Source organism: Ramlibacter sp., from assembly GCF_029866045.1.
Classification (GTDB): domain Bacteria; phylum Pseudomonadota; class Gammaproteobacteria; order Burkholderiales; family Burkholderiaceae_C; genus Ramlibacter.
Window position 1 is genome coordinate 1 of the sequence record NZ_JARXAB010000178.1, and the last position, 12,423, is coordinate 12,423.

The window sequence follows — 12,423 nt, forward strand, 5'->3', positions numbered from 1 at the left end:
CTTCTCTGGCAGCAAGCTGCGCTGGATGCTGGACCACCTGCCGGGCCTGCGTGCTCGCGCCGAGCGCGGCGAGCTGGCCTTCGGCACCATCGACACTTGGCTGCTGTGGCAGTTGACCGGCGGTCGGGTGCATGCCACCGACGTGAGCAACGCCCCCCGAACGATGCTGTTCAACCTGAACACCCTGGACTGGGACCCGGAGATGCTCGCGCTGCTGGATGTTCCGCGTGTGCTGCTGCCCGAGGTGCTGCCCTCCAGCGGCTTTTTCGGCGAGACCGAGCCCCACCTGCTCGGCGAGGCGCTGCCCATCACCGGCGTGGCGGGCGACCAGCAGGCCGCCACCTTCGGCCAGGGATGCTTCGCACCTGGAATGGCAAAAAACACCTACGGCACCGGTTGCTTCATGTTGATGAACACCGGCAGCCGCCCGGTCACCAGCCGCCACCGGCTGCTCACCACGGTGGGCTGGCAGGCCGCCGCCGACCCGGCGCGCCCCGCCTACTGCCTGGAGGGCTCGGTGTTCATGGCCGGCGCCACGGTGCAGTGGCTGCGCGACGGACTGCAGATCATCGAGCGCGCCGCCGACGTCGAGCCCCTGGCCGCCAGCGTGCCCGACACCGGCGACTGCTTCCTGGTGCCGGCCTTCGCCGGCCTGGGCACGCCCTGGTGGGACGGCCATGCGCGCGGCACGCTGGTCGGAATGACCCGGGGAACCACCCGGGCCCATATCGCCCGCGCCGCGCTGGAGGCCATCGCACTGCAGTCGGCCGATGTCTTCGGCGCGATGGCAGCTGACGCCGGGATCGCCCTGACCGAGCTGCGGGTTGACGGCGGTGCCAGCCGCAACGACCTGCTGATGCAGATGCAGGCCGACGTGCTGGGCGTGCCGGTGGTTCGGGCGCGGCAGACCGAGACCACCGCCCTCGGGGCGGCGCTGCTGGCGGGCCTGGCGGTAGGCCTGTGGCAGGACGCCAGCGAGATCGCCGCACGCTGGGAGGTCGACCGCCGCTTCGAGCCGAGCCTACCCGAGGGCCAGCGCCGCGCCCGCCTCGCGCGTTGGCAGGAGGCTGTGTCCCGCGCGCGAAACTGGGCAAATTGACGCGCCACCAGCCTGCGATACTTGGACGGTGAGCGAGAACGAGCACTCCCGTGTTGACCGGTCCACCCTGGTGGCCCGGCTCAAGTCAGAACCCCTGTGGGACCTGGCCGTGATCGGCGGCGGCGCCACCGGCCTGGGCGTGGCGGTCGACGCTGCCCTGCGCGGGCTGAAGGTGGTGCTGCTCGAAGCCGATGATTTCGCCAAGGGCAGTTCTTCGCGCGCAACCAAGTTGCTCCACGGCGGCGTGCGCTACCTGGCCATGGGTCAGCTGTCCCTGGTGCGCGAGGCCCTGCACGAACGCGCGGTCATTCTCGGCAACGCGCCCTCGATCTCGCGCCCGCTGTCCTTCGTGATGCCGGCCTACCGCTGGTGGGAGCCGTTCGCTCTGGGTCTGGGTCTGCGCTTCTACGAGCAACTGGCAGGCAGGCACAGCCTGGGCGCTACCAACCGGCTTTCGCGCAAGCAGCTGCTGGCGGCCCTTCCGCAGGTGAAGGCCGAGGGCCTCAAGGGCGGCGTGCGCTACTGGGATGCACAGTTCGACGATGCCAAGTTAGCCATCGCCCTGGCGCGCAGCGCCAGCCGCCTGGGCGCGCTCACCCTCAACCATTTCCGGGTCGACAGCTTCGTGCAGCAAGGCGGCCGCGTCACCGGGCTACGCGGCACAGACACTGAAACCGGTGCCCCCTGCGAAGTGCAGGCACGCTGCATCGTGAACGCAGCCGGGGTCTGGGTGGACGACCTGCGCCAGCAGGCTGCTGGCCCGGCCGGCACGCCGCCGCGGCTGAAGGTGAGCCAGGGCAGCCATGTGGTGATAGACCGCGACTTCTGGCCCAGCGACGAGGCACTGCTGCTGCCCCGCACGAGGGACGGCCGGGTGCTGTTCGCCGTGCCCTGGCAAGGCAAGGTGATTCTGGGCACCACCGAGCAGCCGCTCGAGGACCGGCCGACAGAGCCAAGACCAATGGCCGAGGAAATCGACTTCATCCTGTCCGAGGTGGGCCGTTACCTGGTTCGTCCGCCCACTCGCGCCGACATCCGGAGCGCCTGGGCGGGTCTGCGGCCGCTGGTGCAGCCGTCCGCAGCGGCGGGAGGCACTGCCCGCATCAGCCGCGAGCATGCGGTATGGACCGACCCCTCGGGCCTGGTCTGCGTGGCTGGCGGCAAGTGGACCACCTACCGGGCGATGGCGCGCGACGTTCTCGCACATTGCATCGCCGAAGACCGTATCCCGCCGGGCCGAGACTGGCGGGTCGAGCGCAGCACCGAGCACCTGCCGCTTGAACGAGACGACAACCTGCTGCGCACTGGTATCCCCGGGGCCGACCGGCTGATCGCCGAGGGCCTGAGCGAGCAGCGGGTACGCTTTGCGGTGCGGCATGAGTTCGCGCGCAAGGTGGAAGACGTGCTGGCGCGCCGATCGCGGCTGCTATTCCTAGACGCCCGGGCCGCACGCGCGGTAGCGCCTGCAGTGGCTGATTTGCTCCACGCCGAGGGCATCCTGCAGACCGGACTGGAGGACTTCATGGCCATCAGCGAGGGCTACCTGCCGTGACCCCTACCGCCGGCCTGCGCCTGGCGCGGCGGCGACGGTGATGCAGCCCCGGGCTTCAGGCCGACCGGCCCGCCTCGTTCGAGAGCGGCGACGAAACGGTGCGGCCGGCTCGGAAGGCGCAGGCGATGCGTTGAGCGTGGGCTGATCAGACGCCGGGCAACGACCGCTGCCCGTGCTGGAAAAACCCATACGACCTGAGCGCTGCTCGCGCGGCGCCACTTCGCGAAAACGCTCGATCAGCGACGTGGGCTCACTCAGGCTGCAGACCCGCCGCCCGAATCAGCCGCTCATACTGCGACGTGCTGGCCCGCATGGACGCTTCGAACTGCTCCGGCGTGTTGGCGACAACGCTCAGGCCCCGGTCCTCCAGACGCGAGCGAAGGTCGGCACTGCCCAGCGCGCGCGCCATCTCGCCGTGAAGGCGACGAAGCACCGGCTGCGGCAATCCCGCAGGCGCGAAGATGCCAAACCAGGTGGCAGGTTTCTCAAACGCCGGCAGCGTTTCCACGATCGACGGCACCTCGGGCAAACGCCCGTAGCGCTTTCCCTCTAGCACTGCGAGTAGCTTGACCTGACCCGAGCGGACAAAGGGCAGGACGTCGCCCAGCGCTGTCAGTGCCAGCGGCACCTGGCCACCGACCAGGGCCTGCACCGCCGGTGCGGTCCCTTTGTAGGGCACATGCACCAGGTCCAAGCCCGCGAGACTGCCAAACAGCTCGCCGGCCAGGTGGAACACCGAGCCCGAGCCGGAGCTGCCAAACGCCAGCTTGCCGGGTTGGCGTTTGGCCAGGTCGATCAGCTCGCGCACGTTCGAGACGGGCAGCGAGCTGGCGGCCACCAGCACCGTCACCGGCTCGACGGCAGCCATGATGGGGGTGAAGTCGCGCGTGGGGTCGAAGGGCACTGACTTCATCAGGAAGCGGCTCGTGACGTGCGTGCTCGGCGTCGTCAAGAGCAGGGTGTAGCCATCCGGCCGCGATTTAGCGACCGCATCCGCGCCGATGATCCCGTTGGCCCCCACCCGGTTCTCGACCACGATCGGCTGTCCGAGCGCCTCGCCCACGCGAAGGCCGATATCGCGCGCGGTGGCGTCGAGCGCCGAGCCGGCCGGAAAGGGCACCACGAGCTTGAGAGGGCGGCTCGGGTAGGGTTCGGTCTGCGCCGTGGCGGCACCCACCGTGATCAGCGTAACGAGGACCGTAGCCAAGGTCTTAAACAAAGGGCGCATCGCCTATCTCCTTCAGTGAATACCTAAAAGCGCGGCAGCGTTGCGACCGAGCATGTCTGCTTGTTCGTCCGGATCACCCGTCACCGCCGTGAGAAATCCGACCGGATCGGCATCACCGACCGGATAGTCCGAACCCAGCAGGATGCGCGAGGCGCCCACCTTGCGGAAAAGCACGGCCAGCGCGTCGCTGTCGTAGACGCAGCTGTCGTACCAGAACCGGGTCTTCAGGTACTGCGACGGCGACATCGACATATTGGCCCGCGTGAACGGCTTCTCCGCGTAGTTGCGATCGAGACGCCCGATGTAGTAGGGCAGGTAGCCCCCGCCATGCCCGATCACCAGCTTGAGCCGCGGAAACGCGTCCAGCACGCCCTCGTGCATCAAGGAGGCCATGGCCATCGCCTCTTCGAGCGGCTGACCGATGCTGTTCCAGTACTGGAAAGGGCGAAAGCGGGGCTCGGTGATACCCGCCGGGTGGATGTAGACCACAGCATCGAGTGCCTGCGCCGCCTCCCAAAACGGTCGCAGCCGGCTGTCGCCCAGCTCCATGTCGCCATAGCGCGTGGACACCTGCACGCCACGCAGGCCCAGGCTGCGGACACAGCGCTCGAGCTCGCGGACCGAGGCCTGCGGTGACTGCAAGGGCACGCCCCCCAGACCGGTGAACCGGTCTGGCGCAAAAGCGACCATTTGCGCAATGCGGTCGTTCGCCAATTGCTCCATCGCCAGCGCCTCACCGGGCGGCGCCCAGGTGGTATCCATGCTCACCGTGCTGGCGCTCAGCACCTGCACGTCGACGCCGGTGGCATCCATGTCGACCAGACGGTCTGGCAGCTCGGTCATCTTGCGCAGCATCGCCGTGCGCCAGCGGCGTGAGGCTTCGCGCGCCTCCTCCGTGATGCGCGGATCGGGCGGCACGCTGGTTTCTACCCCGTGCCCCTTGGCGAACTCCACGACCTCGGGCACCAGCACGTGGGCGTGGAAGTCGATGACCCGGGCTTTCGCCAGCGGGCTTGTCGCGCGATCGGCCGGCTGCGCGTCGCGCATCAGTCGACGATCTTCAGGTTCGGCAGCAGCCGGCCCTTGGAGGCGTGGTCGTTCTGCAGGCGCTGCGCGAACGCGGTGCGATCGAGGTACGTGGCGTTTTGCTGGAGCGACTCGGCCCGCTGCTGGTAGGCCGGGCTGTTCACGATGTCGCGGCACAGGCCCTCCAGACGCGTGACCACCTCGGGCGCAGTCCCGCGGCGCACGAAGACGCCACCATACCCAGAGGGTGTCACCTGCGCACCCAGTTCGGCGACGGTCGGCACATCCGGAAAGACTTTGGACCGTGCGGTGCCAAACACCACCAGCGGCTTGAAGCCATGCTGCTGGAGCCCCGCCGTGGTGACCATGCCGCCCTCCAGCGTCCCGGATGTGAGGTCGGGGAAGAAGGCCGTTTCGCCGCGATAGGGCACGTCACCGGCCTGCAGGCCGAGCGCGCGCCAGAACTCTTCGGCCATCAGGTGCGGCGCCGAGCCGGAGCCCGAGTGCCCGTAGCTGAACTTGCCCGGCTCCCGCTTGAGGCGGGCGATCAGCGCCGCGGCGTCCTTGATGTCGGACTTGGGCGACACGGCCAGGAAGAAGATGTTCTCGAAGGTTTGGCACAGCGGCACGAACGAGTCGAGCGCGTAACCGGCGTTCTTGACCCGGTGCGTCTGGATCGTCAGGGGCGTCACCGGGGTGAAGGCCAGGGTATGGCCATCGGCCGCTGCGGCGGCGACCGCCTGCATCCCCAGCATCAGGCCGGCTCCGGCCTTGCTCTCGATCACGACCGATTCGTTCAGCCGCTGCGACAGCTGTTGTCCGAAGACGCGGGCCAGAACATCCACCGTGGACCCAGGCGGCAGGGTCGTGACGATGGAGATCGTACGGGCCGGGAAAGACTGCGCGATCGCGCTGTGCACGGTCGCGAGCATCAGGGCGGCGGCGGCCGTCCGGCGAAGAAGAGAGGTGAAGTTCGTCATAGGAGGACTCCGACAGTTCGTTAGCGATAGATCGCGAGCGTGGCTTCCTTGCGGTCGATCACCGGCAGGCCCGCGCGCACGAGCAGGTCATAGATGGTGTCGATTTCGATCTGCTTGGGCGCAGGCATCGGCGGACGCATGAAGGGGTTGGGAATCAGGCCGCGCAGCCAGGCGGCCACCTTGTAGCGCACGTGCAGGCGTCCCATGTCGGCGACGTACTCGTGCAGCGCACACAAGCCGCCTTGCCAGACCTGGCACGCCTTCTCCAGATCGCGCTCGTCCCACGCCTCGAGGTGATCGAGCATCCGCTCCATGCCGTAGTTCCAGAAGCCGCTCAGGGTGCCGTCGAACAGGTCGGTGGCGCGGTACTCATGGAAGCGCGACGCCAGGGCCGACATCACCGACACGCGGCGCGGCAAGTTGCGCAGTGCCTTGCCTACGATGCGGTAGCCGTCATAGCCATAGGTCATCTTCCAGCCGACGATGTTGGGGATCTCCTTGCAGATCGCGATCGTCGCCTCCACCGGCAGGCCGGGCGTGAAGGGGGCCGCAGAACCCGACACCGGGTGGGTGATGATGGGCAGGTCGACCACTCGGTCCTGCGCCTTGATCTGGTCGGACCACACCTCGGGATACTGGTCGGCGTCCCAGCACGAGGTGATGTCCTGCGCGCCACCGGGCGGCGTGACGAAGATGCCGTCCACGCCCATGGCCTTCACGTCGCGCGCCGTGTCCACGACCTCAGACGTCGCCAGTGCCCAGGTCCCTGCGATCAGGGGAACGGCGCCGTTGTTTTCCTCCATGGCGATCTCCACCACCCGGCGCTTCTCTGCGCGGGTGAGGGTGAAGATTTCCCCTGCCTCGGGGTTGATGCACAGGCCCCCGCGCGCGCGAAAGCGGGGGTTGTCCAGGAAGTAACGGAGGAAGCGTCGATAGGCCGCCTCGTCCACCGTGAAGTCATGCTTGAAGGGCAGCAGGACTGCTGCGTAACAGACGTCGCCAAGGTGTCTCGCCATGGAAGTGGCCTTTCGGTAGGTGCTGAAGGTTGGACTGATCCGTTATTTTTGAGCACACTCAGTTTTGATCAGGTTAGGATTTACCCTCGCCACCGCCCCTTCGATCGCCCTGCCCGCATGCCCGCCGACCCCCAAGACCTGGCCCCAAAACTGGGCCTGCGCGAACGCAACAAGCTCGACAAGCTGACCCGCATCCGGCGGGCTGCGCTGGTGCTGTTCGAGTCAAAGGGATTCGATGCCACCACCACCCGGGAGATCGCCGAGGCTGCAGACGTGGGCATCGGGACGGTGTTCATGTATGCGGACGACAAGCGGGACTTGCTGTTCCTGATCTTCAACGACGTGTTGGACAAGGTGGTGGATACCGCCTTCGACGCGGTGGACACCCGCCAGAGCCTGAGCGCGCAGGTGACCAGCGTGTTCAGCCACTTCTACCAGACCCTCCACGCGCGGGTGCCTCTCGCGCGCATCCTGCTGCGCGAGCTGGTGTTTTTCTCGGAGGGCAAGCAGGCGGGCCAGTACCTGTCCAACCGCCGGCGCATTCTCGAAGGGCTGGAGCGGCTCACGCGCGAGGCGATCGCCCGTGGCATGGTCCGCGCGAGCGAAGACCCGACGGAAGTCGCGAAGGCGTTTTTCTTCCTGTACTCGGGCGAGGTGCGCGTGTGGCTCACCGAAGCAAAGCCCGATCTCGATGCCGGGCTGACAAGCCTGCACCGGACGTTCGCCTTGCTGGCCCGCGGACTTGGCGAGACCCCATAGGGCAACACCCCGGCGCCTTGGCGGGGTGGACGGGACTCGACAGCGACCGAATTCCCGACGGTGTGTGCGGCCATCGCAGGGCTCATGACCCTGGCACACCACTCCTTCCGCGCACTGCGGGAGGAAGATGGTGAGGAGCTATGCCGTCGTCCCCGGCGCTTAGGTCGATAGACGCGCCGCCAACTCCAAGCCGTCCTGACTGGGCAGGCTGGCCCAGGCCTGGAAAGCGGCCGAGGCCGGAACACGACCGCTCTTGACCAGTTCGAGCCAGACGCCTGCCGAGTCGTGAAAACTATTAGCACCGCAAGGCCACATGGCCACGCTCATCGCCTCGGCCATCTTGGCCTCGGACACGCCGCGGTCGTAGCACAGCGTGATGGCCGCCTCGACGCCCCACTTAGACTTCATGCCCGACTGCGCGGACAGCAAGGCCAGGCAGCACCATTCAAGCGGCACGCCTTCGCAGCCCGCCACCAACGCATCGAAGCCTTCGCGGTAAGCCTGGTGGGCATCCACCCGAGGGAAGAAGCCCTGCCAGTTGCCCGCGATGAACTCATAGGCCGAGGTTCCCTTGACCCAAGCCGCGAGCCGAAACGCCGCCGCCGCCTGAGCGTCGGTACCCCCGTGGTCGAAGAACAGCTTGAGGTGGTGGGTGCCCATCTCGCCCGCGACGCACAAGAGGGAGAGCCAGACGAACTCTTTTTCCAGCGGTTCGAGGTACTTCTCGTCGAGGACCAAGGCCTTGTACATCACCCGATAGCCATCGGCCACCCCGGGCAGGGCGGCCGCCATGGGGCCCTGCTGCGGGTTCACATAGCCGCGGCGTGACCGGAACTCCTCCAGGCGGGCGACCACCTGCTCCGGTGTCGGCACAGGCGTGCCATCGAGCATCGCTGCCGGTGCGGCCGGCGGCACCTTGCGCGGCGGCGTTCCGGTCATTTCATCGCTCACTTGACCGCCATGCCCGAGGCCGCCACGGTTTCGACCACGGCGGGACGACGGCGCGCCAGGAAGGCAGCGAAGTCGGCCGAGCGGCTGCCCACCGGCTCGGCACCCAGCTCCTTCAGCGTCTTGAGCACCTCGGGGTCGCGTGCCGCATCGGCAACGGCTTTCTCCAAACGGGCGAGCACAGGCGCAGGCAGGCCCGCGGGCGCGAACAGCCCGGTCCAGGACGAGGACTCGTAGCCCTTGACACCAGCCTCGATGACGGTGGGCAGGTCGGGCAGGAAGCTAGAACGGCGCGCGGAGCCCACGGCCAGCGCGCGCAGCTGGTTGTCCTTCACCAGGGGCAGCACGCCCGGCAGGTTCTCGAACTCCGCCTGCAAGATGCCGGCACGCAGGTCTGCGATCGCCTGCGCGGTGCCGCGATAGGGGACATGGGTCATCTTCACACCGGCGAGCATGAGGAACATTTCAGCGCTGAAGTGGGCAAAGGAGCCGACACCGGCGCTGCCGTAGTTGAGTGCGCCGGGCTTCTCGCGGGCTGCGGCGATGAGCTCCTGCACCGTCTTCCAGGGCGAGTCCTTGTTCACCACCAGCACCGTGGCGCTGTCGGAGAACTGGGAGACCGGCATGAAGTCCTTGTCGACGTTGTATTTGATGTCCGGCTGCATCGCCGGGTTGATCTGGATGCTGCCCGGTGTGCCGATCATCAGCGTGTAGCCGTCCTTGGCGGCGCGCGCCACCTGCTGCGCGCCGATCACGCCGCCCGCGCCGGTGACGTTGTCAACCACCACCTGCTGGCCAAGGGACTGCGACATCGAGCGCGCCAGCAATCGGCCCAACACGTCGGTGCCGCCGCCGGCGCTGAAGGGCACCACCAGGCGGATCGGCTTTTCCGGGAATGCCGCCTGGGCATGCGCCATCGGGAAGGGGGCCAGAAGGGATGCGGAGGCGGCCAAAAGGGAGCGGCGGCCGATCAAGTGGTTTTTCATGCGGTACTCCAAACTGAAAAGGTGCGTAAAAAAATCTCTGCTGATATTGCGAGATTTAGCGAGCGGCGGCTTCGTCCAATTCAAAAACTCTTTTCGTAACAGACGACCTGACGGGCATGGCATCCTCCCTGGGCCTCAGACGGTTCAACCGCCTTTGTCATTTTGACCCGTTCACTCATTAGGTAGACTGTCCGGACACGGCCGCGGCAGCACGTTCTCAAACGGGCTGGCGCAAACATCATTTTTACCTTGTTTCCAAAAAATTCCATGAGCAACCCTGCCCTCCACCTGGATCCCAAAACCACCGCCCTGGTCCTGATCGATTTGCAAAACGGTATCGTGGCCATGGACGTCAAGCCGCAACCGAGCTCCGACGTGGTGGCGCGCAGCCGCCGCCTTGCCGACGCCTTCCGGGCTGCACAGGCGCCCGTGGTGCTCGTGACCGTCGGCCATATCGACGGCAAGGACGCCCTCTCCCCCACGCTGGACACCCCGGCGGCAGCTGCTGCCAAGCCGCCCGCCGGCTGGTCCGACGTCGTCGCCGAGATGAACGCACAACCCACAGACATGCGCATCATGAAGCGCCAGTGGGGCGCCTTCTACGGCACCGAGCTCGACCTGCAGCTGCGCCGCCGCGGCATCCGCACTATCGTGCTGGCCGGCATTTCGACCAACGTCGGCGTCGAGTCCACCGCCCGTGACGCCTTCGAACGCGGCTACGACCAGGTGTTCGTCACCGACGCCATGGCCTCCCCGGCAGCCGAAGCGCACGCCAACACGCTCAAGTACACCTTCCCGCGCATGGGCCGCCAGCGCAGCACCGAAGAAGTGCTGGCTGCGCTGGCCTGATCGCCGGCCTGATCACAGGCCGGACATCCGGCCTTCACGCCTGCACCGCATGTACCGCCTGCCCCACCCGCAGCGACCCGACCCGATTCGCAAGAGGCCCTGAATGGACAAGCTCTGGGCGATGACGGTCTTCACGCGGGTAGCAGACGCCGGCAGCTTCTCGCGCGCGGCCGAGGCGCTGGACATGGCCAATGCCAGCGTCACCACCTGCATCCGGGGGCTGGAGCGGGAGCTGGGCGTCACCCTGCTCCATCGCGACACCCGCCGGCTTCGCCTGACCGAGGAGGGCGAGGTCTTCCTGGGGCATGCGCGCCAGATCCTGCAGTCGGTAGAAACCGCCGAGGCCGATGTCCAGGCCCGGGTCGGCGCGCTCAGCGGACGCCTGTCGATCGAGACCCCGATCTCCTTCGGACACGCCCTGCTGTGCCCCGAGCTGCCACGCTTTGCGGCGCGCTACCCGGGCATCGAGACCTCGGTCACCTTGACCAATCAGCCGCACCACCTGATTGAGCGGGCGATCGACGTGGCGATTCGTATGGACCAGGTCGAAGACGCCGAGTTCATCGCCCGGCCAATTTTCGAGACCGACTACATCGCCTGCTGCAGCCCGCAGTTGGCCGCCACCATGGCGCCGCATCCAGGCAAGCTGGACCCGCATCGCTGCCTGGGCCTGCTGCCGGAGGAGCGCGCCGTCTCCATGCCCTGGCGGCTGCAGCGCGAGGGCGAGGCCGAGGTCGAGATCCGGCCGCAGGGGTCACTGCACTTCAACACCAGCGACGCGCTGGTGGGCGCTGCAGCCGAAGGCGCGGGCGTGGCACTGGTGCTGGACATCTTTGCCCGCCAGGCCCTGGCCGACGGCCGCCTGGTGCAGGTCTACCCGGACTGGCAGGCTGGACGCAAAACCTTTTTTGCGGTGACCACGCGGGCACGTCTCGGCGCGGCCAAGGTGCGGGCCTTCACCGATTTCCTCGAAGAAATCATGGCCGCCGGGCAGCAGCGACCCAGCCCAAACCGGGCGGTGGCCGTGCGCGGCGCGCCGCGGGCGCGCAAGGCCTAGGCCTTCACTGGGCCTTCACCGGCCCTTCAGCGATCCTTCACCGATCGGGCGCAGGACCGGCGCAGGACGGGCTCAGGCTCTGGTTCAAGACCAGTTCAGTTTGTCCAGGCCGTAGAACGACACCAGTTGGTCCACCCGCTCGGCCGGCGGCGGCTCATTGAAGTAACCGCGCTGGCAGCGCTCGATGCCGCACTGGCGACGCAGGTCGACCATCATCTCGGCCTGCTTGACCCAGCAAGCCAGTGAGTCGAGCACCGGCACACCATCGACCTGGGTCACCCCCTGAGAGGCCAGCAGCACGCACAGCGGCGCCTCGCCCGGAATCAGCACCTCGGCACCGGCCTCGATCTGGCGGCGCGCCGCTACGCGAAAGCGCTCGATGAGAGGCGCGGGGTCACTAAAGCCGGCGATGACGTCGTTGAAACGAAAGCCGACGTCGGACACGCCTGCGAAGCGCTCAGACAGGCCGTACTGGCGCACGTTGTCGGCCAGCAAGTGGGTCAGTTCGCTGATGAACACCATGATCGCAAAGCGCGAGCCCAGTTGCAGCGAGGTGAGCATGGCCGACTCGCCGTAGCCCACCACCGGAATGCGCAGGAGCGAGCGGATCTCGCGCAGGCCCGGGTCCGGCAGGGTGCTGATGGAGTAGGCGTCATAGCCCTCGCGCTCGGCCTGTACGCCGGCGGCGAGGAACTGCACCGAGTGCAGGCGCTGGATCCCCGCGTGGCGGATGTCCAGACCCGGGTACTCGGTACGGTAGGTGCCGGGCTGCATGCCATGCATCACGATCTCGGTGTCGGGGCGGGCAATGCGCTTGAAGTGGGCGTCCAGGGCCGCTCCGTAGGCGCCGAGGTCGGAGAGGACGGTGAAACTCTGGTGCCAGATGCGGGTGGTCATGGACAGTTCAATCCTGTGGGGGTGGA

Annotated in this window: 12 protein-coding genes; 5 read left to right on the forward strand and 7 right to left on the reverse strand. The window is 67.5% G+C overall.

The genetic code is table 11. From position 1 onward, the window contains the following. Together QE494_RS17740 and QE494_RS17745 are read left to right on the forward strand one after the other, a co-directional pair. A partial coding sequence (locus QE494_RS17740) for a glycerol kinase GlpK (protein WP_300045654.1) occupies nt 1-1,099 on the forward strand: 1,099 nt, incomplete at its 5' end. 28 nt (nt 1,100-1,127) lie between these two features. Continuing rightward, entirely contained in the window at nt 1,128-2,651 is a 1,524-nt protein-coding gene (locus tag QE494_RS17745; protein WP_300045657.1) for a glycerol-3-phosphate dehydrogenase/oxidase, read from the forward strand. A 250-nt stretch (nt 2,652-2,901) separates the two neighbouring features. Here the strand turns inward: QE494_RS17745 and QE494_RS17750 are convergent, their stop codons facing one another. Genes QE494_RS17750 through QE494_RS17765 form a run of 4 tightly spaced genes read right to left on the reverse strand, consistent with a single transcriptional unit; the run spans nt 2,902 to nt 6,901 of the window. Continuing rightward, nucleotides 2,902-3,879, reverse strand: a complete 978-nt coding sequence (locus tag QE494_RS17750; protein WP_300045659.1) for a tripartite tricarboxylate transporter substrate binding protein — start codon at nt 3,877-3,879, stop codon at nt 2,902-2,904. A gap of 12 nt (nt 3,880-3,891) precedes the next feature. Further along, nucleotides 3,892-4,926, reverse strand: a complete 1,035-nt coding sequence (locus QE494_RS17755; protein ID WP_300045662.1) for an amidohydrolase family protein — start codon at nt 4,924-4,926, stop codon at nt 3,892-3,894. Further along, the gene (locus QE494_RS17760) at nt 4,926-5,885 is read right to left on the reverse strand and encodes a tripartite tricarboxylate transporter substrate binding protein (RefSeq protein ID WP_300045665.1); all 960 of its coding nucleotides are present in this window, start codon (nt 5,883-5,885) and stop codon (nt 4,926-4,928) included. Before QE494_RS17760 ends, QE494_RS17755 begins: the two co-directional genes overlap by 1 nt. A 20-nt stretch (nt 5,886-5,905) precedes the next feature. Further along, nucleotides 5,906-6,901, reverse strand: a complete 996-nt coding sequence (locus tag QE494_RS17765; protein WP_300045668.1) for a dihydrodipicolinate synthase family protein — start codon at nt 6,899-6,901, stop codon at nt 5,906-5,908. Between the two features lie 117 nt (nt 6,902-7,018). On the opposite strand from QE494_RS17765, the gene QE494_RS17770 reads away from it, so the two are divergent. Next, nucleotides 7,019-7,660 carry a TetR/AcrR family transcriptional regulator gene (locus tag QE494_RS17770; RefSeq protein WP_300045671.1) on the forward strand — a complete coding sequence of 214 codons (642 nt, stop codon included), beginning with the start codon at nt 7,019-7,021 and terminating at the stop codon, nt 7,658-7,660. A 159-nt stretch (nt 7,661-7,819) separates the two neighbouring features. Here the strand turns inward: QE494_RS17770 and QE494_RS17775 are convergent, their stop codons facing one another. Beyond that, nucleotides 7,820-8,611, reverse strand: coding sequence for a hypothetical protein (locus QE494_RS17775; RefSeq protein WP_300045674.1), 792 nt, complete (start codon nt 8,609-8,611; stop codon nt 7,820-7,822). Continuing rightward, nucleotides 8,608-9,594 carry a tripartite tricarboxylate transporter substrate binding protein gene (locus QE494_RS17780; protein WP_300045676.1) on the reverse strand — a complete coding sequence of 329 codons (987 nt, stop codon included), beginning with the start codon at nt 9,592-9,594 and terminating at the stop codon, nt 8,608-8,610. The genes QE494_RS17775 and QE494_RS17780 overlap by 4 nt, the downstream gene beginning before the upstream one ends. Before the next feature lie 267 nt (nt 9,595-9,861). Between QE494_RS17780 and QE494_RS17785 the strand changes: the two genes are divergently transcribed. Further along, nucleotides 9,862-10,443 (forward strand): hydrolase, encoded by a 582-nt coding sequence (locus QE494_RS17785; protein WP_300045679.1) that lies wholly within the window; start codon nt 9,862-9,864, stop codon nt 10,441-10,443. A gap of 103 nt (nt 10,444-10,546) precedes the next feature. Further along, nucleotides 10,547-11,500 (forward strand): LysR family transcriptional regulator, encoded by a 954-nt coding sequence (locus QE494_RS17790; protein WP_300045682.1) that lies wholly within the window; start codon nt 10,547-10,549, stop codon nt 11,498-11,500. 84 nt (nt 11,501-11,584) lie between these two features. On the opposite strand, the gene QE494_RS17795 is transcribed toward QE494_RS17790, so the two are convergent. Next, complete coding sequence (locus QE494_RS17795) at nt 11,585-12,397, reverse strand: aspartate/glutamate racemase family protein (protein ID WP_300045685.1); 813 nt, start codon at nt 12,395-12,397, stop codon at nt 11,585-11,587. Between the last annotated feature and the right edge of the window lie 26 nt (nt 12,398-12,423).